Genomic DNA, 24,422 nt, shown 5'->3' with positions numbered 1-24,422 from the left:
ACACCCGGTGGGTGAGCACGGGGGCGACGGGTACCCGCCCGGCATGATGAAGCGAGCACTGTGGCAGGGCCTGGTCGCCGGTACCGCCGGAGGGGTCGTCATGACCCTCGGCGAGAAGATCGAGCAGGCCGTCACCGGCAGGCCCGACTCCCATGTACCCGCGCGGGTCCTCCAGCGCCTCACCGGCCTGCCCGAACGTCCCGGAACGCAGCCGCTGCCGGTGAACTGGCTCATGCACCACGGACAGGCCGCGCTCCTCGGCGTCCTGCGGTCGGTCATGGCCCAGGCCGGACTGCGCGGGCCGGTCGCGTCCGCCAAGTTCGCCGTCGTGCGTCTCACCAACGACCAGATCCTCGAGAACGCGACCGGCGTCGGCGCCCCGCCCGCCACCTGGCCCCGCCGGGAACTCGTCGTGGACGTCCTGCACAAGGCGGTGTACGCCTTCACCACCGGGCTCGTCGCCGACGCTCTCGCCGCCCGCGGCGGGCCCGGCCCCGGACAGCGCCACGCCGCCCTCCGCCCCGGCCGCCACTCCGGTGTGGGCCCCCTGCCGCGCGGGGACGCCCACGGCCGGTAGACACGCCCTCACGCGCGCGGGGGGTTCACGCGCCGCGGGAATCCGCGCAGGTGGTGGGGACCCGCTCAGTGGGCCCGGCCCGGTCCGTGGCGGCCCGCGCGGGAGCCCCGGTACGCGGCTCGCCGGGTCGCCTCCAGGGCACTGCCCGGACGGAACCCGGGAACGCTGTGCGCGTAGATGTCGAAGCCCGGACTCTTCTCCTGCTCCACGGGCAGCGCGCCGCCCACCGTCAGCACCGCGAACGCCCGCCACGCCCCGCCGGAGGTCTCGGCGCACAGGTCGAAGACGAGCGGGCCGGTGTCCAGTGCCGCGCGCAGTCCCGGCAGGTCGCCGCGCACCCGCCCCGGCCGGGTACGGCGGGGGAAGGCGGCCAGCGTGCGGTGGCGGCCGCCGACGCGGTACCGCAGGAGAGACGAGTACGGGCCGCCCAGCGCGTCCGCGCGCGGCTGCGGCACGTGCCGGGCGGTCCGGCCCCGCCCGCTGCTGGTGAGCAGCAGGTCGAGGGGCCGGCCCGGGCCGGCCGCCTCCTCCACCCGCACGGCAAGACCCAGTCCGTCGGGCAGCCGGCCGGGCAGACCGGCCGCCCGGGAGAGGCGGACCGTCGCGGCGTACCGGCCGGGCGTGTCCAGCCACGGCACACCCCACGGTTCACCCCCGGCGCCCACGACCTCCAGACCGGCCGTGCAGGTCAGCCCGTGCGGATGCAGGGCCGGGGCGCGGCGCAGCCGGGCCAGCAGCCGGAAACCGGCCTCGACGGCGGCGACCGCCCGGGTTGCCGCCGCCGTCCGCGGCGAGCCGGCGGCCGGGACGGCCGGGGCGCCGGCGCTCATGGACCGCGACAGCCGCTCTCCCACGTCGCACCCACTCCTCTTCTCGACCCTGTACGGGAACGTGCTCCTGCCTCCGGTCCCGTTCTCCGCGGGCCGGGCCGGGCCGAGTACCCCGGCCGGGTGCGGTCACTCGGCGTGGCGCCGCGCCGGACGGTTCCCAATGGCATCGGGGGCGATCCGGACGGAGCCTGGAGAGGTGGTGCGTCGCCCGGTACCGGGGTACTCGCGGCCGGTCCGGGCCTCGGCGGTGCGACGAGAGCCGGCGGCCGAACCGAGGCCGGGCCGACCTCGCGTCGGCCGGAAGGGAGTGGTCCATGCCTGGGACCATCGCAGAGCAGACCGTCGGGCAACTGGGCGGCGACAAGAGTGTCCTCGTACGGCAGCGCCGTGATCACGCCGAGATGGACCGGCTGATGAACCGGTACCAGACCCTCGACGACGGGGCGGAGCGCGACCGGATCCTCAAGCGGACCATCCAGCTCGTCTTCAGTCACGCCTTCGCCGAGGAGTCCGTGCTGTGGCCCGCCGTGCGGCGCTCCGTCGCGGAGGGGGAGGAGCTGACCTCCCTCGTCGAGGAGGAGCATCAGCAGATCAACGACCTCGTCTCCGTCATCGAGCGCCTCGCGCCCGGCGACCCTGAGCGCGAGGAACTGGTCGGGCGGGTCTTCGCCCTCGTCCGGCAGGACATCAGGGACGAGGAGGACCTCCTGCTGCCCCGGTTGCAGGACGCCATGGACGCGGCTCAGCTGCGCCGGCTCGGCGCCGCGTGGGAGGCGGTACGGCTGAGCGCGCCCACGCACCCCCACCCGGCCGTCCCACGCCGCCCGCCGGGCAACGCCCTCCTGGGGGTGCCGCTGAGCCTCTACGACCGCACGCGCGACGCACTCGGCCCCGGCGCGTCCGGAGCCCGGGGCAAGAAGGCGGCCGTCGGACTGGCGGGCGTGCTGCTCTGCGCCGCCCTGGCCGCGGGGCTGCTCCGCGGACGGCGGTGAACGGTCTCCGCAGATCATGCGACGCGAGGTCCTGGCGCGACAGTGACCACGGCGGGGTCGAAATACGACTGCCGTTGTCCGAAAGGGACTGATCCCACGGCTAGACTTGCAGCAACCGAACGGCCCTTGCCTGGCGTGTAGTTGATAGCAACGGGTGATCGCCCCGGCGGTGGACGACGACGGGGCGTCCGACGCGGTGTTCTCACCGCTGTCGGGCGCCTTCGCATGCGACAGGAGCACCGGCGTGGCGGGCGGCTCCGATCGTGTGGGCGGCGTCCGGGCGCTCATGTTCATGCTTCGAAGACAAGGGAGAACCGCCCCGATGGACCACCAGGACACAACGTCCCCGGACGTGAGCCCTGAGCGGCTGGTCGCCGATCGCTACCGTCTGCTGTCCCCCCTCGGCGAGGGCGGCATGGGAACCGTGTGGCGCGCCCGGGACGAGGTGCTGCGCCGCGAGGTCGCCATCAAGGAGGTGCGCGCTCCCTCCGGGCTCTCCGCCGAGAAGATCGAGCGCATGTACACCCGTCTCGAGCGGGAGGCATGGGCCGCGGCCCGGATCTCCGCCCGCAACGTGATCACCGTGCACGACGTGGTCACCGACGGCGGCCGTCCGTGGATCGTGATGGAACTCGTCCGCGGCCGCTCGCTCGCCGAACATCTGAGGGCGCAGGGCGCGTTGACCCCGCAGGAGGCCGCGAGGATCGGCGCCGAGGTGCTGAGCGCGCTGCGTGCCGCCCACGACGCCGACGTACTGCACCGTGACGTCAAACCGGCCAATGTCCTGCTCGCCGACGACGACAGGGTGATCCTCACCGACTTCGGCATCGCCATGGTGCAGGGCGACACCGCGCTCACCATGACCGGCGAGGTCGTCGGCTCTCCCGAATACCTCGCGCCCGAACAGGCGTTGGGCCGCTCCCTGGGCCCGGCGACAGACCTGTGGTCCCTCGGCGTCCTGCTCCACACGGCCGTCCAGGGCCGCTCACCCTTCCGGCAGGACAGCGCCCTGGGCACGCTGCGCGCCGTCGTCGACGACGAACCGCCCCTCCCGACCCGCGCCGGCCCGTTGACCGCCGTCATCGAGGGGCTCCTGCGCAAGGACCCCGCCGAGCGGACCTCCGCCGAGCAGACGGCGCGGGACCTGCGGCTCATAGCCGCCGGCGCCGCGCCCGACGCCGACACCACCGAGACGGGCACCACGCCGACGACCGTCGCCGCGCCGGCCGGTGACGTACGGCCGGAGCCGGACCTCACCTCGGCGGACACCTTCGCCGACACCACCGCCGACACCTTTGCCGACACGACCGCGGACACCTCGGCGGCGACCGCCGTCGACGCGCCCGCCGAGCGGGCGACCCCCGCACCGCCGACCGCTCCGCCCCACGACACGACGGCGGCCGGGGCCACGGCGATCGGGGCCACGGCTCCGCGCACCACCGACACACCCACCGTCCAGGTGCGGACCTCCGGACCCGCCGCCGCTCCCCCCGGCCACACGACGCCCGCCGCCGCGAGCGCTCCGTACACCGCGGAGGGACGCGCCTCGCCCCGGCCGCCGCGCAGCCGGCGTACGGGATACCTGCTGGTGGCGCTGGCGACGGTGTCCGCCCTGCTCCTGGGCGGCCTGGGGTACACCCTGCTGAACGACGGGGACGACGGCGGGGCGGACGCCAAGGACCCCGCCGCGAACACGGCGGACCAGGGCCCCTCCTCGCAGCAGGCACAGAACGGCGCTCCTTCCGCGGGTGACGGTTCCGCCGGGGAGGGCGACGGATCGGACGCCGGGGTACCGCCGGTGACGGTGTCGGTCGCCGGGACGAACACGACGTACTCGGGAGCCTGCCCGCCGTCGAAGGAGGAGGCGCCGGCGTTCACGGCCACCTTCACGGTGACGGAGCTGCCCGTGCGGTTCACCTACCGGTGGGTGTCGGCCGAGGGCGAGGTGGTCGACCGGACCTGGCGGGCCCTGTTCCTTCTCGGAGGGCGGCCCCCGCACCCACCGGCAGACGATCCGTGTGACGACGTACGCGCAGACGGGAACGCTGGCCGGCGCCATGGGCGTGGAGATCAAGTCCTCGGAGCAGACGATCTCCGACACGGTGCCCTTCACCCTGACGTGTGAGTGACGGACCCGGCGGCGTGGCCGCCGCCGGGTCCCTGAGTGTGCTGGTCCGGTTCGCGTCGGTGCCGGGACGACCGTGTGGTGCGGTCCCCCGGCACCGGGGCATGTCATCGAGGAGTTTGTGGTGTCGTCGGTCATCGTGGGACGCACGGGTCCCTTCAGTGGTCAGAGCGTGGTGCTGGGCACCGCGGCCCCCCTGCGGTTCGGACGCAAGAGCGACAACGATGTGATCATCGTCAGTACCAGTGCCTCCCGGCTGCACGCCGAGATCGTCGTGGAGAACGACGCGTTCGTCCTCCACGACCGCGACAGCAGGAACGGGACGTACGTCAACGACCGGCGCGTCACCCGGCATGTGCTGGAGCACGGCGACGTCATACGGATCGGTGACGAGACCTTCGCGTTCGAGACGCAGGAAGCCCTGGAGACGGTCATGGACCTCTCCCAGCTCGACATGCCGCGCACCGCGGTCGCCGCGAACCCGGGCACGCTCCGCGTCACCGTCGCCGGCGGCGGCCCGGTCGGCCTCGCCTTCGCCCTGATGATCGAGGACGCGCTGCCCGGGCGGGTGGCCGTCACCGTCTACGAGGGACGCTGGATCAAGTCCGGTTCAAAGGTGGCCTGGAAGGACGAGACACACGGCAACGTCCGCCGCCAGCAGGTCGTGACCATCCAGAGCCGGCAGTACCTCGCGCTCACCGAGGAGATGCGGTCCGCGCTGTTCTCCGACCCGGACCACTTCTCCGAGATGTGGCCCGTCGGACCGGACTCCGTCGACGGGAAACCTCCCCGGAACATCCGGATCGCCTACGTCGAGGACCAGCTGCTGGAGCTGGCCAACGCCAAGGCCGCCATCCGGCTCGTACCCAAGCGCTTCGATCCCGCGGAGCACGAGGGCCGGCTCGCCCAGGAACACGTCCTCGTGATCGGTGACGGCGGCCGGTCCCGCACCCGCGAGTACTACGGGGACCGCTTCGGCGCGGCCGACGCCTCCATCTACTCCCTCGACGGCGAGCACCTCCAGGACGTGGTGCTGGGACTGCGCGTCAAGTCGCCGCTCACGGACGAGATGAGCGTCCTGCTGACCGTGTCGCAGAACAGGTTCCTGCTCAACTCGCTGCGCGGCGAGGGCTTCCTGAACATGCGGCTCACCCGCGACGAGGCCAAGGCCGTGATCGGCATCGATCCCGTCCGGCAGGTCTTCGAGGAGTGCATCGCCGCGCGCCCGTGCGTCATGAGCCGCCAGGGGGAGGACAACGAGTTCGTCTGTCCCACCCACGGCACCCTCTTCCTGCCCGCCCTGCTGCGCGGGTCGGCCCTGTGGAAGCGGATCCGGGAGGGCCTCAAGCTGTTCGGCGTCGCCGAGGACGACCTCACCGCCATCACCTCGTTCCGGCTGGACATGGTGCAGCGCCCCCGGTTCACGGCGCAGCTCCACCGTTCCACCGCGACGACCCCGGGAACGTACGGCTTCCTGCTGGGCGACGCCGCCAACGCCATCCACTTCTGGCCCGGGCGCGGTCTCAACAGCGGCCTCGCCTCCGCCGTGTCCCTGGCCCGTTCGCTCAGCCGCGGATGGCAGGGCAGGCCGTTGCGCGACGCCGACTTCATCCGGCACGAGGCGGCGATGTCGATGCTGCAGTACCGGCACAAGAGCCGCGCCTGGAACGCCATGGTCACCACCGACGAACGGGGCGTCACCCGCGCCATCAAGGACATCATCGCCCGCAGCATGGAGCAGACGCCGCCCCCGGCGCGTACCGCCGAACCGGAGGACGCACGGCCCGATCTGGACGCGCTGCTGGAGCGCATGCTGGAGATACGCTCGCGCCTAGCGACCCGTCTGCCCGGCATGCCCACCGACGGGGAACTGCGCGACCACCTCGCCACGCTCGACCCGTCGACCCTGCGGACACTGCAGGAGAGCGGCGCGTGGGACACGCTGATCGTCGGTGGTGAGGAGGCCGACATCGACCTCTTCTACCAGTCGGACGCCCCCGTCTACGTGGCCCGCCCCACCGACCCACGGGTGCTCGGCGGTGAGGCCGGCCCGCAGGACCCCGCGGCCCTCAACCGGGCCTGACACGGCGAACCGGTCCGGCTGCGGACCCGGGCTGATCCCGGAGGAACGCCCTAGCCGGGGATCGGAGCCCGCCGCAGCAGGGCGAGGAGCGGCGCCGCCGGCAGGGGGTGGCGGGTGTGGCCGTACGGTCCCGTGGTCGTGGTGGCGGTGAGCAGCGCATTGAGCACCGCCTCCTCCACGGCGTCGAGGACGGCGACGAACAGCGGGTCAAGACGGTCGTCGGGCAGCACGGCGGGTCCCGCCGGGGTGCCCAGAGGGCGGGTGCCGAAGGCGATGCCGTAGTCGCCGCTTCCGTGGCCGTACGCCGCGCCGGCCCTGGCGAGTCCGTAGACGGCCCGTCGCGCCACGCGGGTCAACTGGCGGGCGTCCAACGGCGCGTCGGTGGCGGCCACGATCATGCAGGAACCGGCCTCCGGGCCCTGCCCCGGGTGCGGGTTCGGGCGCGGGTCCGCGTGGGACGGCCGCGGGTCCGTCGTCGGGACGCCTACGTCGGCGGCGTCACCGTACGGCCCGACACCCGGAGCGTGCCGCCGAAGTTGGCCTGGACGAGCACCCCGAGCGTCACCTCCCGGCCGGCCAGCGGCACCCGCCGCGACGAGGTGCCGACGCCGGCCTTGAACCCGAGCGCGGTCGTCCCGGTCCCCGCCCCGACGCAGCCCTCGGGGACGGGACCGCCGCACGCGGTGTCCAGTGCGGCCCGGACGTGCTCCGCACGGACCGGACGCGAGCGGATGTCGGACAGGAGCCCGTCGTTGCACTCCCCGACGACCGGGTTGAGGCTCTGTGCGCCGGCCCCCTCGGGCCGCTCCAGGACCCAGCCCACCAGGGCGTCCGCCACGCGGAAGGCGGACAGGGTCGAGGTGAGCAGGACCGGCGTCTCCAGCGCGCCGAGTTCGGCGAGCTGCGTGGTGCCGAGCAGTTTGCCGTAGCCGTTCCCCGTGAACACCCCGGCCGGCAGCGGACTTCCGGGGCCCACCCCGTCCGGCACGATCGCGGTGACACCGCTGTGCACGCGCGGCGGGTGGACCAGTGTGGTGTGTCCGACACGGACACCGGGCACGTCGGTCAGGGCGTTGTGCGCTCCCGTGGGGAGATCTCCGACGGCGAGACCCAGCTCACGGGCTCTGCGAGCGGCGGCGGGCGGGGGCGGGGGCGGCGCGGGCAGGGACTCGCTCATGACGGCACGCTATCGGGACCACGTACGCCCCTCGTCACCCACGTCGTTCCAGTCACTTACGTCACCTCGGTCACCCACGTCACCCCGGCCACTCACGTCACCCCGGCCACCTACGCCACCCACGTCATCCCGGCCATTCCGCTTCAGGTGCGTCCGAATGCCCCACGAGTGCGGAATCCTCTGTGTGCAGCGCGCCCGCACACAGACCGCCCGCCGCCAGAAGGACACGACGCCCATGAGAGCGACCGGACCACCCTGCGTCGACGGACTGCGCAAACGCCTCGGCAGCGAACTCTTCGCCCGGGTCGCGGGACCCGACGGCCCCCGCAACCGTGCCCGCATCCACGGCACGCCGGGCCCGCGCTGGTTCGGACCGGAGCGCCCCGTCCGCCGGGTGCACGGGGACGCGTCGATGTTCATCGGCGGCCTGTCGGCCCTGCTGCTGCAGTCGCTCCATCCGCTCGCGATGGCCGCCGTGGCCGCCCACTCCGGCTTCCGGGGCGACCCGTGGGGCAGGCTCCAGCGCACCAGCACGTTCCTGGCGACGACGACGTACGGTACCGCCGACAGCGCCCGGCTGGCCTGCGCACAGGTGCGCGCGGTCCACGAACGGGTGTCCGGGGTGACTCCGGAGGGCGCCTCCTACCGGGCCGGCGACCCCCATCTGCTGGGCTGGGTCCACGTCGCCGAAGTGGACAGCTTCCTGCGCGCCCACCAGCGCTACGGACGCCGCCCGCTGACGGCAGCGGAGTGCGACGGATACGTGACGGACATGGCGCGCGTCGCCGCCGCGCTGGGCGTCACCGATCCGCCGCGTGACCGGGCGCAACTCGCCGAACGGCTCGACGCCTACCGCCCGGAACTGCGGGCCACCCCGCAGGCGCGCGACGCCGCACGCTTCCTGCTGCTGAACCCGCCCGTGCCGCTGCCGGCCCGGCTGCCCTACGGGATACTCGCCGCGAACGCGGTGTCCCTGCTGCCCGCCTGGGCCGCCAGAGAACTCCGGCTGCCCCGGCTGCCGCTGGTCGAGGACCTGTGCGTACGGCCGCTCGGCTCCGCCATGACCTCGGCGGTCCGGTGGGCGATGACACCGCCGCCGCCCGCCGCCGGCTGAAGGCTTCCCCCGGAGCTGCCGCCGCGTGCACCGCCGCGCGACGGTTCCTACCGACGCGGTACGGGCGGATGTCACGAACGACGGCCGGGGAGGGGCGGTCCGCGGTCATGGGTGGTGTACTGCTCGCCGGCTCGGTGCTGGGGGACGTGCGACGCGGCGCGCACCGCAGGGACATGAGCCGGCATGCCCTGTCCGAGTGGGCCGCCCGCAACGAGGGGTTCTCGGGCACCACCTCGGCGGCGTTCACCGAAGAGGCAGCGGGGTGGGAACTGCGCGCGAGTCCCTGGTTCCGCGGTGAGCTGCTCGCCGTGGGCCGCCGGGAAGGCGTCGAGGTGGGCGTCGTCTGCTCCGTCGAGGACATGGGTGAGGCGGGCACGGCACTCACCGCGGTCCTGGTCCTGCTGCCCGAGCGACGGCCGGCCGAACGGCTGCGCCGGCACCGGGACATCCGCCGGCTGGACCTGCCGTACGACGTGGACTCGGTGGAGACGAGTGGCCGGGTGCTGCGCGTGTGGTACGAGGGCTGGCCGGTGTCGTACGCGGTGCTGGACAGGATGGCCGAGGCGGCCGTCCGCCTGGCACTGGACACGCACGACGTGTGACGCGGGCGCCGGCGGGCGGTGCCAGGAGTGTCCCGGTGCGCGTTCTCCGCGGTCAGGCCAGGGGCCGGGTCCCGTCGATGGCGATGCGCTGCCCGTGGCGCGAGTGCGGGAAGTAGTCCCAGGTGGCGTGGTGCTGGACACACCGGTTGTCCCAGAAGGTCAGGGTGTTCGCCTGCCAGCGGACCCGGCAGTGCAGCAGGTTCGTCCGGGCGATGTGGTCGTACAGCATGGTGAGGACAGCCGTGCTCTCGGCGGCGGAGAGCTGGGTGATGCGCGAGGTGTACGGGCCGTTGACGAAGAGGAGCTTGCGACCGGTGTCGGGGTGGCGCACCACGACCGGGTGTTCGTTGCGCGGCACGTCGTACTCGGCCGGGGGCAGTTGGCCCTCCGCGAGCCAGGGCCGGGCCCCGTCGTGGACGGCGGTCAGCCCGTCGAGGAACGTCTTCATCGCCGGTGACAGCATGTCGTAGGCGAGGTGCATGTTGGCGAAGAGCGTGTCGCCGCCGCTGCCGATCTCAGGGATCTCGGTGATGTAGAGCATCGAGCCGAGGGAGGGCTCGGCGTCGGCGGTCCCGTCGGCGTGCCAGCCGTTGCCGGCGACGGCGCGGGAGTCCTTGTTCGCACTGATCTTCAGGATGTACGGGTCGGAGCCGTCCTCGGGCAGCGCGACCGGGTGCAGCGGGCCGAAGAGGCCCGCGAACCGCTTGTGGTCGTCCGGGGTGAGGTGCTGGTCGCGGAAGACGAGGACGTGGTGGGTGAGGAAGGCGGTCCTGATCTCCTTCTGCTGGACGGGTGTCAGTTCCCCGGAGAGGTCGAGGCCGGATATCTCCGCGCCGAGGAGCGGCGTCAGCGGGTCGACGGTGAAGCTGCCGTAGGTCTCACGGGGTGCCGTCGTGATGCGTTCGACGGCGTCCAGGGTGAACTGGTCCACGGGGATCTCCGATGTGAGGGATGGCCGAGCGGGTGTTCCTGCTCCCGGGACCGGCGCCGAGGCCGCCCGGGGCGCCGCCCGGACGGTCGGCGTCGATCGTCCGCGCGATGCGCTGGACGTGCGGTCCGGTGACGATGTCGTAGTGCGTGGCGGACACGTGGTGCACACGGGCGGGGGCGGGGAGGAGCGCCGCCCACTCCTCGGCCGTGGTCGGGGCGGGCGGGGCGAGGGGCAGGCCGGCGGTGATCTCGGTGGCCAGCCACAGCACACTGGGTGTACGGGTCACGCGGGGCGCGGTGTGGCCGGTCATCGCGGCCATGTTCGCCCGGCAGCAGTGGGCGAGCCGCTCGGCGTAATCCTGCCCTGTTGCTGTTGCTGTTGCTGTTCCCGGTCCCGGTGGTGCCGACTGGCGGCCGTTGCCGAGCAGTTCGCGCTCGAAGACTGCGCGCAGGGTGTCCTCGTCCGGACCCGCCGGTCCGGCCGGTCCGACGACGCCGTCCAGGCGGTCCGGCAGCGGCGGGGCGTGCGGCGCGGGCGGATCCAGCAGATAGAGCCCCTCGAAGGGGCGCCCCTCCGCTTCGGCGGTCGCGGCCATGGCGTGGGCGACCAGCGCGCCGAACGACCAGCCCGCGAGCCGTAGCCGGGTCTGCGGGCTCGGGAAACGGGCGCGCAGCGCGGCGAGGTAGCGGCCGGCCCGCTCGGTCACCGACCAGTGCGGGAGGCCGGGGTCGCGCAGGGCGGGGTCGGGGATCAGACAGATCGTGGTGCGCCCGTCCAGCGCGGAGACCAGGGGCCTGTACGCCTGGATGTCGCCGCCGACCGGGTGGATCACACACAGGACGTCCCGGCCGTCACCGGTCTGCCAGGTCTCGATGGTCACCGGGTCGCCGCCGGCGGAGGGCTCCTCCTTCCGCGCGGGCCGGCCGAGGTGGGCGAGGAGGTCGTCGACGCTCACCCGGTGGCCGAGGCGCGACAGGTCGAGGTCGACCCCGTACAGCCGCTTCACCTCCGAGAGCAGGTCGAGCAGGGTGAGGGAGTCCGCGCCCAGGTCGTACAGGGATGCCGCCGGGTCGAGGGTGTCCGTACCGAGCAACTCCCGCGCAGCGGCCATGAGTTCGGCGGCGCTCGACGTCGCCGCGGCGCCGGCGGGTTCCCGCGCGGTCCGCGGACCGGGCTCGTAGAAGTACCGGGATGCCTCCCAAGGCGTGGTGGACACGAGCAGATGGGGCAACTGGAGGTCCACGGCGTCGGCGAAGACGCGCAGTCCGTCGTCCGTCGACAGCCCGGTCCGCAGGTGCGCCCGGTGACGCGGGTCGGCGCCGAGGGCGTCGCGCGCCATACCGGTCTCCCGCCACACGTCCCAGCCGACGCTCAGCCGCACGGTCGCCGGGGAGGTGTCACCGCCGTGGTGGGCGAAGGCGTCCAGCACTCCGTTCGCGGCCGTGTAGTCGAACTGGCCGACTCCGCCGAAGTGGGCCGACAGGGACGAGCAGTAGGCGGCGTACCGCGGCCGGTGACGGGTGATCAGCCGTTCGGTGAGCAGCGCGGCGCGCAGCTTCGCCAGGGTCGCGCCGCGCATGCTCTCGCTGTCCCGGCGGACCAGGAGGGCGCCGGCCGCGCTGCCCACGGCGTGCACGATGCCCTGCAGGCGGCCGGTGTGGGGCGCGAGGCGCTCCACGAGGTCGTCGAGGACTTCCTCGGCGAGGTCGGCCGCCACGAGGGTGACCCGCTCGGACCAGCGGTCGAGCCCGGGCGGCAGGTGGGGGTGTCGGGAGACCAGCACGACCCGTCCCCCGGTCCGTTCGAGCAGCCAGGTGGCGATGGCGGTGCCGATACCGCCGGTACCGCCGAGGACGAGATGCGTGCCGTTCCCCTCCATGAGCCAGGAGGAGGCCCCGGGTCCGGGGGACGCGAGGGGACCGGGGGACGCCAAGGGGTCGGCGCCGGTCGGGGAATCGGCGGAGACGTGCGGGAGAGGGCGCGGGACGGGGCGGACGACCGGCCGCCACCAGTAGCCACGGCGCAGGGCGAGCCGGCGCTCCGGGCCGCGGTCGGACCCCGTGTGCCGGTCGGCGAGGACGAGCGGCAGCAGGTGGGCCCAGCCGACCGGGTCGGCGTCGGGCAGGTCGATCCAGCGGGTGTCCAGGCCGAGTTCCTGCCGTGGCACCTCCACGGCGGCGCCCAGCAGCGCGAGTTCGGGACGCCCCACATCTCCCGTCACCGGCTGCGCGTCGTGGGAGAGCCACCAGATGCGTGGACGGGCGTCGGGCGGCAGGGGCGCCACCGCCTGGCACAGGGCGGCCGTGTGGTCGAGGCAGACGCGGCGCGCGTCCTCCGACGAGGCTTCGCCGACCGGTCCCTCGACGCCGAGGGGCAGCGCGTGCAGCCACTCGAAGCCGCCCGGGGCGTCCCGCCCGACGTCCTGGAGCAGGAGGGTCAGTGCGGCGGGGTCGGCGGGGTCGACCTCGTACCGGTCGGCGCCGAGCTGTGCGTAGGCCGGCCCGGCCGTGACGTGGACGACGCGGCTGTGGGCGCAGTGCAGGGCCTTCCAGTCGACCGGTGTCGAGGTGCCGTCGGTGACGACGACGACCGGCCGCCCGGACATGGAGCCGGTGTGGGGGACGGCCCGTCGCAACCGCGCCCACTCGCTCTGATACAGCCACTCCTCCTCGGGCGTCCTGGCGGGCGCCGTGTCGGCGACGGTGCCGGACGCCGGGGCCGGGGCAGTGCCGGCCGGGTCCTGCCGCTCGGCGCGGGGGAAGTCGTGCTCGGTGAGGGCGAAGGCGGGCGGCGGGAAGTCCCAGGGCGGGGGAGCGCTGCGGGGGCCCGGCGTGCGCGGATCACCGGTCGCCCCGGTCGCCCCGGTCGCCCCGGCCGTAGCGGTGGCGACGGGCTCCGTACCGTCCGCCACCGTCCGCAGCCATGCCACCGCGGCCGCGGCGTCCGGGCAGACGGCCGCGACACGGTGCGTGCGGGCCGGACGGCCGTCCTGGAGATGGCGCAGGACCTGCGCGTACGTCCGCGGAGCGGCGGCCAGGTGGTCGGCGATGCGCCGGGCGTCCGTACGCAGGGCGTGCTCGCTGCTGCCGGACAGCACCAGCTGATCCGTGCTCGCCGGTGTCCCCACCGGTCCTCGCGGCGCCGGTGCGGTGGCCGTGTACCGCTCCAGGATCAGGTGGGCGTTGGTGCCGCCGATGCCGAAACTGCTGACGGCGGCGACGCGCGGACGCCCGGGCGGCCAGGGCTGTGCGGTCGTGGGGATGCGGAAGGGGGCGGGATCGGCGCCGATCTCCGGGTTGAGGCGCCGGAAGTCGACGTTCGGCGGGATCACCCCGTGGTGGACGGCGAGGGCGGCCCGGACGAGGCCGACGACTCCCGCCGCCGCGCCGAGGTGACCGATCTGGCTCTTCACGGACGACAGGGCGCAGGAGGCGGAGTCGGGCAGGTCGAACGCCTGGCGCAGCGCGGCGACCTCCACCGGGTCGCCGAGCCGGGTGCCGGTGCCGTGCGCCTCGACGTATCCGATGTCGGCGCCGGTGCGGCCGCCGCGGCGCAGCGCGGTGCGGATGACCTCCCGCTGCCCGGACACGGAGGGCGCGCTGTAACCGAGCTTCGCCGCACCGTCGTTGTTGAGGGCGGACCCGGTGATGACCGCGTAGACGGTGTCGCCGTCGTGCTCGGCGAGGCTCAGCGGCTTGAGCACCACCACACCGACGCCGCTCGCTCCGACGGTGCCGGCGGCGTCGTCGCTGAAGGGCCGGCAGTGGCCGTCGGGCGAGAAGATGTGCTGCGGCCGGTAGGTGTACCCGTCCGTGAGCAGGGTGTCGACCAGGACCCCGCCGGCGAGCATGACGTCGGCCTCGCCCTGCCGCAGCAGTCCGGCCGCGACGTGCACCCCCACCAGCGAACTGGCGCAGGCGGCCTGCACGGTGAAGGCCGGACCGGTCAGGCCCAGGTGGTACGCCGCCTTGGTGGCGAGGAAGTCCTTGTCGTGGTGGAGGGCCAGGCGGAAGCCGTCCGGGAGGGCGGCCGGGTCGGCCTCCCGCAGCATGGACTGGAAGTACGTGTTCTCGCCGCAGCCCGCGATCAGGCCGACGCGCCGCTCCGCCGGGTCCGCGATGCCCGCGTGGGCGAGCGCCTCGACACAGCTCATCAGCAGGTGCCGCTGCTGCGGGTCCGTCAGTCGTGCTTCCTGCGGGCTGATGCCGAAGTGGCCGGGATCGAAGGAGAGGAGGCCGTCCATCTGGCTGCGGGCGCCCACGCGGCCGTCCGGCGCCGGGAAGTGCTCGATGCCGCGCCCGCCCGACTCGACCATGCGCCAGAACGACGCCAGGTCGGGGGCGCCGGGCAGCCGCACGGCCATCCCGATCACGGCGACGGGCTCGTCCGCGGGACCTTCCCGCCCGGCCGTGACAGGCGCCGCTCGCCGGTCCGGGGAGGACGTGTCGAGGAACCGGCTCAGGCTGCGCACGGTGACGTGCTCGAAGAGGTCGGCGACCGTGAAGGACAGGCCCAGGTCGACCCCGCAGCGCAGCTGGAACCGCATCAGGTCCAGACTGCCGGCGCCCGCGTCGGAGAACCGCTGGTCCGGCCGCACCGTCTTGCCCGTGATGGTGGCGAACAGCTCGCACAGCCGGTGTTCCTGCGCGGACCCGGTGGCATCGGTGGTGTCCGGAGCCCGCAGTTCGCGCCCCTGGGCGGTCACCGCACGGCGGTCGAGTTTGCCGCTCGGAGTGCGCGGCAGCGCGTCCACCCGGCGGAAGGACCGGACCCGGGCGAAGGGCGGCAGCTGACCGGTGAGGTGCGCGGCGAGATCCCGCGGGTCGGGGTCGTCGCCGCGGCACTGCACCAGGGCCACGAGGGAGTCGCCGTCCCGGGCCACCACGGCACCCATGACGGCGGGATGGCGCACGAGCGCGGCTTCGACGTGGCCCAGCTCCAGCCGGTGCCCGCTGAGCTTGATCTGGTCGTCGTCGCGGCCGTCGTGGTGCAGCAGCCCGTCGCCGTCGAAGTGCGCCAGGTCGCCGCTGCGGTAGAACGTCCCGTGGCCGGGCACGTCGGTGAACCTGGTGCGGTTGAGCTCCGTGTCGCCGAGGTAGCAGGGCGCGGCCATCGGACCGCCGATCAGCAGCTGCCCGACGGCCCCCGGCGGGAGCGGTGTGTCGTGGTCGTCGACCACCCGCAGGACCGCGCCGGCGACGGGGTGGCCGATGGCCGGGCGGGTGGGCCACAGCATCGGGTCGCCGTCGAGGCACAGGCCGCTGACCACATGGGTCTCGGTGGGCCCGTAGTGGTTGAACAGGCGGGCCCGCGTCAGGCCCGCGAACCAGCGGCGGATGGCGTCGGTGCACACGAGCTGCTCGCCTGCGGTGATCACCTCGCGCAGCCGGGACGGGAAGCGGCCCAGCCGGACGGCGTGCTCGGCCAGCAGCTGAAGCGCCACGCAGGGCAGGAAGAGCCGCTCGATGCCGGCCTGCTCCAACTGGTCGAGCAGGGCCGGCAGATCCTGCCGCCAGTCGGGGCGTACGAGGTGCAGGCGCCCGCCCGAGCACAGCGTCGTGAAGATCTCCTGGAAGGAGACGTCGAAGGACAGCATGGAGAACTGCTGGGTGACCGCGGCCCCGCGGAGTCCGCCCGCCTCGTCCTGCCAGTGCAGCAGGTTGCACAGGGTGAGGTCCGGTACGTCGACACCCTTGGGCGTGCCGGTCGAGCCCGAGGTGAACAGGGTGTAGAGCGGCCTCGCTCCCGTCTGAGGAACGGGGGCCGGTGTGGGCGGCGGGGCGGCGGACAGACCGATGACGTGGCGGGGCAGTTCGGGGGGCGCGATCGCGTCCACGTCCGCCTCGGCGCCGGGTGCGATCAGGACGCACAGGGGAGCGGCCGTGCGCAGGACGTGGCGCAGCAGGGCCGGCGGATAGGCGGGATCGAGGGGGACGACGGTGAGGCCGAGCCGCGCGGCGGCGAGGAGGGCCACCACGTGTTCGGCCGAGGGTGGGAGATGCAGTGCCACCCGGGCCGGCTCCTCCGGATCGGACGGCAACGGACGCAGGGCGGCCAGCTCGGCTGCCAACGCCCCGGCCCGGGCGTCCAGTTGGGTGTACGTGAGGGTGTGGTCGCCCGTCGTCAGCGCGGGTGCGTGCGGAGTTCGGCGTACCTGACGTGCGAAGCCCTCCGCCACGGTGGTGAACGCGGGCGCGCTCCGCGGGCCCCGCCCCGGCTCGGGGAGCGAGCGCCGGTAGGGCGCCACGAGGTCCGCCAGCGTGCCCCCGCCCTCGATCTTGTCCCCGTCCCCGTGCCCGTCCTCGGCTTCGGGCCCGTTGGGGGCCTCGGCGGTGAGCAGGTCGATCGCCCGGCGGAAGAGCTGGTGCGCCGACGCGACCAGTTCGGTGTCGAACCGCCCTGTCGCGTACTCCCACAGGCAGTCCAACCCGGTGTCCCGCTCGACGACGGAGAGCGTGAGCGCGCACTTGGTGCCGCTCGGCTGCACCCAGAGGGGACGCACCCGGCATCCCGGCAGGGACAGCGCGCCGAAGTCCGTGTTCTCCAGGACGAACATGTAGTCGAAGAGAGGGCCACCGCTGCCGAAGTCGTGGTTGGTCAGCACGTCCGTCAGCGTCACGTCCTGCCGGTCCAGGACCTGCTGGACGTCCGAGGCATGCCGGACGAGCTGCTGTCGCAGGTTCTCGCCCGGCTGGAGGCGCAGGGGCAGCAGCACGGTGTTGGCGAACATGCCGACGGTGGAGGCGAACTCGGTCACCGGCCGCCCCGCGACGGGACTGGCGACGAGGGGACGGGTCTGTCCCGTCACGCCGTACAGACTCCAGGAGAACGCGGCCAGCAGCAGCTGGAACCGGGTGAGCCCGAGTTCCGCACCGAGGCGGTCGAGGCGGGAGCGCCGGCCGGGGTCGAGCGACGCGGTCAGCAGCCGCGCCCCGCTGTCGGCGGAGCCCGTTCCGGCGGGCGGTGACACGGAGGGGCCGAGGTCCGCGTAGTGCCGGCGCAGGGCGGACCGCTGCTCCTCGTAGGAGGGCTCCAGGTGGCGGCGCCGCTGCCAGTGGGCGAAGTCGAGCGGGGTGTGTCCCGCGCCTTCCCCGGGTCCCTTGCCTTCCTCGGGGCCCTTGTCTTTCTCGGGTCCCTGGCCGGAGACCGGCGTGACGAAGAAGGTGAGGTCGCGGAAGAGGACGTTCAGGGACCAGCCGTCGACGGCGATGTGGTGCAGGTGCAGCAGGAGGACCGCGCCGCCCGCCGTGTGCAGCAGGGTCGCCCGCAGCATCCGCGCCTCGGCGAGGTCGAAGGGGGCGGCGAAGAACCGACGCGCCGCCGGCTCCCAGGCGTCGCCGGAGTCCTCGTCGTCGAGGGCGGGGGCGGGTTCCCACGGATCGAAGGGGGCCCCGACCTCCTGGAGAAGCCCCTCCGGGGTGGACCGGAAAGCCGTGCGCAACGCGGGGTGCTCGGCGACCAGCCGCGCGAGCGCATCGCGCAGGGCGTCCTCGTCGACGGTTCCCTCCAGGCGGAAGGCGAGCGGGACGTCGTAGGCGCGGCTGCGCGGGTCGCTCTGCTGCAGGAGCCACAGGCGCTGCTGCTCGGAGGTGGCCGGCGCGGAGCGGTCCCCGCTCGGGCCGGGCACCGGCGGTTGCTGCGCCGACGACCGCCGCGCCGGCGACTGCCGGGCGGCGGCGACGGTCTCCGTCAGCGCGGCGAAGTCCTCCCGCAGCACCAGTGACTGGGGAACGTCGACGCTCCAGCGGCGCCGGATCGCGAAGCGCAGGCGCAGCGCCTTGAGGGAGTCACCGCCGTTGGCGATCCAGCGGTCGTCGGGCCGCAGTCCGGGCACCCCGAGGACGCTCCCGGCCATCTCCAGCAGCTCGCGCTGGGCGTCGGTCGCATCGACGGCCGCGGCCGGGGGACGGCGCCACACGGGGGCCGCGGAGTCCAGCAGGGCGTCGTCGTCCACCTTGCCGTTGGCGTTGAGCGGCAGGGCGTCCACGAGATGGGTGCGGTGCGGGCGCATGTACGGCGGCAGACCGGCGGCCAGATGGCGTTCGTACTCGTCGTACGCCAGCTCGTCACCCAGTACCAGGTAGGCCAGCAGCTCGTGGGCGCCGTCCACGTCGTGCCGGGTGCGGACCCGGGCCTGGCGGACGGCGGGGTGCGCGGCCAGCCGCTGCTCGACCTCGCCGGGTTCGACGCGGAAACCGCGTACCTTCACCTGGCGGTCCGCCCGCCCGGCGAAGGTGAACAGCCCTTCGGCGTCACGGCGCGCGAGGTCGCCGGTGCGGTACCAGACGGCGCGGCCCGCGTCGTGCCAGGGCAGGGGCGCGAAGCGTCGTGCCGTCTCCTCGGGGAGCGCGCGGTAGCCCGTCGCCAGCCCGGTCCCGGACAGGTACAGCTCACCGATCTCGCCGACGTCCGCGACGCGTGAGCCGTCGGCGACCAGCAGGGCGTCCGTCGCGGGCAGGGGCCGGCCCACGGGAACGGTGTCGCCGTCGAAGTCGCGCGGCACGGGGTGGAACAGGGCGAAGGTCGAGGACTCGGTGGGTCCGTAGGCGTTGACGAGGCGGGTCGGGGTGCCGGGGTTGTCCCGGTACCAGCTCTTGATGCGGGTGGCGTTGAGCTGCTCGCCGCCTATCAGGACCTGCCCGACGGAGTCGAAGCAGTGCGGCGCGGTGTCGGTGACGGCGTTGAAGAGGGCCGTCGTGACGAAGAGGACGTCGATCCGAAGGTCCCGCAGGGAGGCGGCGAGCAGGTGAGGGCTCTGGACCTGTTCGTCGCTCAGGACGACACAGGTTCCGCCGGTCAGCAGCGGCACCCAGACCTCGAAGCTCAGGGCGTCGAAGGCCGGGTTCGACAGGCTCGCGAACCGCGCGCCCGCGGTGGGGGAGAGGAAACCGGGGTCGGCCAGGCGCATGATCCCCGCGTCCTTGACCTCGACCCCCTTGGGGCGGCCCGTGGTGCCCGAGGTGTAGAAGAGGAACGAGGTGGCCGCGTCCGTCGCGGGGGTGACCTCGTCGAGGGGTCCGACGTCCGTGCCGAGGAGGTCGGCGGCGTCCAGGACGCGACCGGGGGCCGCGCCGAACGCACCGCTCGTGCCGCGCGAGTCACTTGTGCCACTCGTGCCGTCGTGGACGAGGACGGCGGCCCCGGAGTCGTCGAGGATGTGGCGGCGGCGCCCGGCGGGACTCTGCGCGTCCACGGGCACCACGGTGGCACCGGCCCGGCGGATGCCGAGCATCACGCACACCAGCTGCCAGGAGCGCGGCAGGCAGACGGCGACGGCCTGCCCCGGACGGATTCCGTGCGCCCGCAGACCTCGTGCCACACGGAGAGAGGCACGCCCGAGTTCGGCGTAGTCGAGGGTGCGGTCCCCGTCCACCACGGCGGGGGCGGCGGGAGTGCGGCGGGCCCGGTCGAGGACGGCGGCGGCCAGCAGGACGCCAGAGGCGGGGGAGCCGGACATCATGCCTCCCCCGTGACGGCCGACGGGGAGTCGGCGGCGGTGACGGCCGACGTGTCGGTGGGCGCGGAGCGGGGTGCGGTGGCGAGCGCGGTGAGTTCGGCGCTGAGGACGGCGGCCACCCGTGGCGCGGTGCTGCTCTCCAGCACCTCCCAGTGGTCGCAGTCCAGTGGTTCGACGCGGAAGCCGCCCTCCGCGCGACGCCGCCAGAAGGCGCGCACCTCGGGCAGGGAGGCAGGGTCGGTGGTGGTGCCTCCCGTCGCCTGGACCAGGACGAGACGGGCCGGTGAAGGCGCCGGGAGGTGGTCCCGGGCCGTCATGCGGTTGTGGTTGTAGATCCGGAAGTACTGCTCGATCTGCTCGTCGTCGATCCCCGGATACATGCCGTTGAAGCGCACGAGCTTGTCCCGGAACTCGGACCTGTCGACGGGAGCGACGGCGGCGCGTACGTCCGCGTCCTCGGTGGCCTGGGTGTCCAGGAGCACGACACTCACGTCGGTGCGGCCGGCCCGTGCCAGACGCCGGCCCATCTCGTGCGCGACCAGTCCGCCGTAGGAGAGACCGGTGAGGACGAGCGGCCCGTCGTCGAACGGTGCCACGAGCCGCAGGTAGTCCTCGGCCATCGCCTTGACGCTGGGCAGGGGGTCCTCGCCGGGATTGACTCCGGGGGACTGGATCCCGTACAGGCCGACGTCCTCGGGCAGTGTCCTGGCCAGGGGGAGGTAGCAGAACGCGGTGCCGCCGGCGGGATGGACGCACACGACGTTCCCGCCGGCGCCGCCCTCGCGGAACTCGATGAGGTTGCTGGGAGGCCGTCCGGACCTGCCCCGGCGGATGAGGCCGCCCAGGTCCTCGATCGTCGGGTGGAGGATGACGTCGCGGACGGGAAGGGTGGTGCCGAACGCCTCGCGGATGCCGTGCGCCATCTTGATGGCCGACAGGCTGGTGCCGCCGACGTCGAAGAAGCCGTCGCGGATGCCGAAGTCCGGGTTCAGGAGGATGCCCCGCCATATCCGGTGCAGCGTCAACTCGATCTGGTCGCGGGGGTTCTCCGTGTTGACCTGGCCGGAGCCGGCCCCGGCCGCCGCGCGGAGCAGGGCGGCACGGTCCAGTTTCCCGTTCCGGCTCAGCGGCAGGACGGCCAGTTCGACGACGACCGCGGGAATCATGTAGTCGGGCAGCCGGTCCGCCAGGGCCGCGCGCCACTCGTGCGCAGGGCGAGCGGGCGAGTCGCCGCGCCCCACCGCCGCCACCAGCCGGGGTTCGGCATCGGTGTCCCGGTCGACCACCACGGCCGCCTCGCGTACCCCCGGCTGCGCGAGCAGCGCGGCTTCGATCTCGGCGGGTTCGATGCGGAAGCCGCGCAGCTTCACCTGGTCGTCGACGCGCCCCGCGTAGACGGCGTTGCCGTCGGGCAGGCGTCTGGCGAGATCGCCCGTACGGTAGACGCGCTCGCCCGGCAGGAACGGGTCGGGCAGGAACCTTTCGGCGGTCAGGTCGGGGCGGTGCAGGTAACCGGCCGCGAGACTCGCACCGCCGAGGTAGACCTCTCCGGCGACACCGACCGGCACCGGCTCCATGTGCTCGTCGAGGAGGTACATCCGGGTCCCGGCGAGCGGGCGCCCGATGGGGCACTGCCGGTCGAGCGGCTGAGGGTCGTGGTACGCGGTGCTGTAGAGCGTCGCCTCGGTGGGCCCGTAGCCGAAGCAGACCTTGAGGTCCGTGAGGTGCTCCCGCATACGGTGCAGCGCCGCCTCCGGCAAGGACTCCACGCCGGTCAGCAGCTGGCGCAGCGCGAGCCCGTCGAGCCGTTCGCCCGGCTTCTCGTCGATCCACCGGACGTAGGAGGGCGGCAGGAACGCCTGCACGATGCGGTGTTCCCGCATCCACCGCACGAGTTCCTCGGGGTCGCCGCGCAACTCCTCGGGTATGACGTGCAGTTCGGCGCCGGTCGTCAGCGGCAGCAACAGCTCGTGCACCGAGGCGTCGAAGCCGGTGCTCGACCACGCGGAGGTCGCCTCGCCCGGTGTCGCGCCCATCCGGGCCAGCCAGTTGTCGAACAGGTTGAGGACACTGCCCTGAGTGACGGCCACACCCTTGGGGCGGCCGGTCGAGCCGGACGTGTAGAGCACGTACGCCACCCGCTCCTCTTCCGGCGCCGTCGAAGGCGGGCCGGCCACCGGCCGCGCGGTGACGTCCGGCGGCGGGGTGATGTCCGGTGGCGTACCGGGGTCCGGTGGGAGGGCCGCGCCGGGCGGAAGGACCACGTCCGGCGGTGCGACGGCGTCGTCCGCCGATGCCTCGACCGTCGCCAGGTCCTGCCACGCGGCCGGCCTCCCGGCGGCGGGGAGGTCACTGAGCACCAGGACGGGAGCCGCGTCCTCGACCATCGCGGCGAGCCGGGCGGCCGGCTGGGCCGGGTCGAGCGGCAGATAGGCGGCACCCGTCCGCAGGATGCCCAGGACGCCCACGACAAGCTCGACGGAACGCCCGGTGTGCAACCCGACGACGGCCCCGGGGCGCGCACCCCGGCCGGCCAGGGCACGAGCGAGGCGCCCGGCCCGCGCGGCGAGTGTGGCGTAGTCGAGCCGCTCGTCGCCGCACACCAGCGCGGTCTGCGTGGGGCGGCACGCGACCTGCTCGTCGAACCGGGCCAGGAGCCCGCCCGGGCGGGACGGGGGCGCACCGGTGAGGGGTTCCCCGTTGGCGAGGTCCGTGAGGAGCAGGAGCCGTTCGCGGTCGTCCATCAGCCTCAGCGTGCCGACGGGCGCCTCGGGCCGGGCCGCCAGGTCGGTCAGCAGGTGCCGCAGCTGACGTACGAACCGCCGCGCGGTGTCCTCGTCGAACAACGCCGTCGCGTAGTCCAGGTGGCCCACGACACGCCCTCGCGACTCGGTCAGCGACAGCGCGAGGTCGAACTTCGCGGGCGCGTGCGGGATGTCGAGCGGAACCACGTCCAGGCCGGGCAGTTCCAGCAGTCCGCCCCGCTCGGGGACCCAGGCGCACATCGTCTGGAACAACGGGGTGTGCGCCGCGCTGCGTACCGGGTTGACGAGTTCGACGATGCGCTCGAAGGGCAGGTCCTGGTGGTCGAGCGCGTCGCGCAGCACACCGCGCACGTGCCCCAGGGCGTCCCCCGCCGTCACCGTGCGGGAGAAGTCGGCGCGCAGCGGCAGCGTGTTGACGAAGAAGCCGATGAGTCCTGCCACGTCCTTGTGCCGCCGGTTCGCCGTGGGAGTGCCCACCACCACGTCCGTACGGCCGCTGAGCCTGGACATCAGCAGGGCCCAGCCGGTCAGGACGGCGACGAACAGCGTGCCTCCGTGCCGCCGGGCCGACGCCCGCAGGGCCGCTGTCAGTTCGGCGTCCAGGGCGAACTCCACCCGGGCGCCGCGCAGATCCTGCCGGGCGGGGCGCGGCCGGTCGGTGAGCGGGCCGGAGAGCGGCGGGGCGCCGGTCAGCCGCTGCTGCCAGAAGGCGGCCTGTTCGGCGAGGTCACCCGCGAGGACACGCTCCTGCTGGGCGCGGGCGTGGTCGGCGTACTGCAGCGGGAGGGGCGGCAGCGGCGAGGGCCGACCCCGCAGCAACGCCGGGTACAGAGCGCTGAGTTCGCGCATCATCACGTTCATCGACCGACCGTCGAAGACCGTGTGGTGCATCGTCAGCAGCAGGACGTGGTGGTCGGCGGCCAGGGTGACGAGACGGCCCCGGGCGAGAGGGCCGCGCGCCAGGTCGAACGGGGCCGACGCCTCCCGCAGACGCAGGTCCGCGAGGTGCGCGGCCGCGTCCGGCAGCCCGCTGAGGTCGTCCGCGGCGAGGGCGAATCCGGTCTCCGGCGGATCGACGTGCTGGTGGATCTCCCCCTCGACGGCCACCAGGCGGGTGCGCAGGGTCTGGTGTCTGACGACGAGCGCGTCCAGGGCGCGGCGCAGGACGGCCACGTCCAGCGGGCTGCGGAGCGTGAAGGCGATGGACTCGTTGTACGCCTCGTTCCCGCCCGGGAGTTGGGCGAGGAACCACAGCCGTTGCTGGGCGAAGGAGGCCGGGACGAGTTCCGAGGTGGCCGGGTGGGCCCGTTCGGGGAAACCGGCGGCGGGGTGCCGGTGGTGTGCGGCGGCGTGGGGGGTGCGGTGCACGGACAAGACTGGTTCTTCCCGTCGTCAGGGTTACTGGTTCCGAGAGTCACGGTGGGAGCGCGGCCGACCGAGCGGTGCCGCGCCGGGCTGCTCTACGCCCGGATGCCGGGCGGAGTCGCGGCGCGCGAAACGGTCGGCGCAGGAAACGCGGCCGCTGAATCCGATGACGCGGAGAGAGCCGGCGGCGGAAAGGAGGACGAGACGGGGAGTACGCGGGGATCGGCGAGCGGGGCGCCTGTTGCGACAACGTTGCCAGGGGATAACGGCGACGTGGTCACTCCGTCGTGGTGCGGCAATCTTGCCACCAGCTTTCTGGCTCACGGCGCCCCACGGATGCGGAGACGTCGTCCGACCGGTGTGCCGGTCGGGCACATCGGGACGCACGGCGATAATTGATCAGC

General features: G+C 73.8%; 10 protein-coding genes and 1 pseudogene. 6 read left to right on the top strand and 5 right to left on the bottom strand.

Features of this window, described 5'->3' with window-relative positions; all coding sequences use genetic code 11:
- The first annotated feature begins 43 nt into the window (after positions 1-43).
- Positions 44-577: a hypothetical protein gene (locus ACFYXC_RS15285; protein WP_389551378.1), complete on the top strand. Its 534-nt coding sequence runs from the start codon at positions 44-46 to the stop codon at positions 575-577.
- A gap of 65 nt (positions 578-642) precedes the next feature.
- Here the strand turns inward: ACFYXC_RS15285 and ACFYXC_RS15280 are convergent, their stop codons facing one another.
- The gene (locus ACFYXC_RS15280) at positions 643-1,431 is read right to left on the bottom strand and encodes a phosphodiesterase (RefSeq protein ID WP_389551375.1); all 789 of its coding nucleotides are present in this window, start codon (positions 1,429-1,431) and stop codon (positions 643-645) included.
- A 290-nt stretch (positions 1,432-1,721) separates the two neighbouring features.
- Between ACFYXC_RS15280 and ACFYXC_RS15275 the strand changes: the two genes are divergently transcribed.
- From ACFYXC_RS15275 to ACFYXC_RS15265, 3 genes are all read left to right on the top strand, one after another.
- Positions 1,722-2,399: a hemerythrin domain-containing protein gene (locus ACFYXC_RS15275; protein WP_389551372.1), complete on the top strand. Its 678-nt coding sequence runs from the start codon at positions 1,722-1,724 to the stop codon at positions 2,397-2,399.
- A 322-nt stretch (positions 2,400-2,721) separates the two neighbouring features.
- Positions 2,722-4,524: a serine/threonine-protein kinase gene (locus ACFYXC_RS15270; protein WP_389551370.1), complete on the top strand. Its 1,803-nt coding sequence runs from the start codon at positions 2,722-2,724 to the stop codon at positions 4,522-4,524.
- A gap of 124 nt (positions 4,525-4,648) precedes the next feature.
- Entirely contained in the window at positions 4,649-6,607 is a 1,959-nt protein-coding gene (locus ACFYXC_RS15265; RefSeq protein WP_388906877.1) for an FHA domain-containing protein, read from the top strand.
- Positions 6,608-6,657: 50 nt separating this feature from the next.
- On the opposite strand, the pseudogene ACFYXC_RS15260 reads toward ACFYXC_RS15265, so the two are convergent.
- Positions 6,658-7,784: pseudogene (locus ACFYXC_RS15260) on the bottom strand (P1 family peptidase).
- A gap of 235 nt (positions 7,785-8,019) precedes the next feature.
- Here ACFYXC_RS15260 and ACFYXC_RS15255 point away from each other — a divergent pair.
- Both ACFYXC_RS15255 and ACFYXC_RS15250 read left to right on the top strand, forming a co-directional pair.
- Positions 8,020-8,898, top strand: a complete 879-nt coding sequence (locus tag ACFYXC_RS15255) for an oxygenase MpaB family protein (RefSeq protein ID WP_389551366.1) — start codon at positions 8,020-8,022, stop codon at positions 8,896-8,898.
- 68 nt (positions 8,899-8,966) lie between these two features.
- The gene (locus tag ACFYXC_RS15250) at positions 8,967-9,500 is read left to right on the top strand and encodes a hypothetical protein (RefSeq protein ID WP_389551363.1); all 534 of its coding nucleotides are present in this window, start codon (positions 8,967-8,969) and stop codon (positions 9,498-9,500) included.
- A gap of 52 nt (positions 9,501-9,552) precedes the next feature.
- On the opposite strand, the gene ACFYXC_RS15245 is transcribed toward ACFYXC_RS15250, so the two are convergent.
- The 3 genes from ACFYXC_RS15245 to ACFYXC_RS15235 are packed head-to-tail and all read right to left on the bottom strand — an operon-like array spanning position 9,553 to position 24,021.
- Positions 9,553-10,431 (bottom strand): TauD/TfdA dioxygenase family protein, encoded by an 879-nt coding sequence (locus ACFYXC_RS15245; RefSeq protein WP_389551361.1) that lies wholly within the window; start codon positions 10,429-10,431, stop codon positions 9,553-9,555.
- Positions 10,379-19,891, bottom strand: a complete 9,513-nt coding sequence (locus ACFYXC_RS15240) for an amino acid adenylation domain-containing protein (protein ID WP_389551358.1) — start codon at positions 19,889-19,891, stop codon at positions 10,379-10,381. Before ACFYXC_RS15240 ends, ACFYXC_RS15245 begins: the two co-directional genes overlap by 53 nt.
- Positions 19,888-24,021, bottom strand: a complete 4,134-nt coding sequence (locus ACFYXC_RS15235) for an amino acid adenylation domain-containing protein (protein WP_389551355.1) — start codon at positions 24,019-24,021, stop codon at positions 19,888-19,890. The genes ACFYXC_RS15240 and ACFYXC_RS15235 overlap by 4 nt, the downstream gene beginning before the upstream one ends.
- Between the last annotated feature and the right edge of the window lie 401 nt (positions 24,022-24,422).

This window comes from Streptomyces sp. NPDC002701 (assembly GCF_042889045.1).
Taxonomy (GTDB): Bacteria; Actinomycetota; Actinomycetes; order Streptomycetales; family Streptomycetaceae; genus Streptomyces.
The sequence above is the reverse complement of the archived record's forward strand: the minus strand, read 5'-3'. Positions and strand labels throughout refer to the sequence as shown.

Excerpts from the sequence above, each read along its gene's own strand:
- ACFYXC_RS15285 (WP_389551378.1), top strand. The coding sequence starts at position 44 with ATGATGAAGCGAGCACTGTGGCAGGGCCTGGTCGCCGGTACCGCCGGA.
- ACFYXC_RS15275 (WP_389551372.1), top strand. The coding sequence starts at position 1,722 with ATGCCTGGGACCATCGCAGAGCAGACCGTCGGGCAACTGGGCGGCGAC.
- ACFYXC_RS15270 (WP_389551370.1), top strand. The coding sequence starts at position 2,722 with ATGGACCACCAGGACACAACGTCCCCGGACGTGAGCCCTGAGCGGCTG.
- ACFYXC_RS15255 (WP_389551366.1), top strand. The coding sequence starts at position 8,020 with ATGAGAGCGACCGGACCACCCTGCGTCGACGGACTGCGCAAACGCCTC.
- ACFYXC_RS15250 (WP_389551363.1), top strand. The coding sequence starts at position 8,967 with ATGTCACGAACGACGGCCGGGGAGGGGCGGTCCGCGGTCATGGGTGGT.
- ACFYXC_RS15240 (WP_389551358.1), bottom strand. The coding sequence starts at position 19,891 with ATGATGTCCGGCTCCCCCGCCTCTGGCGTCCTGCTGGCCGCCGCCGTC.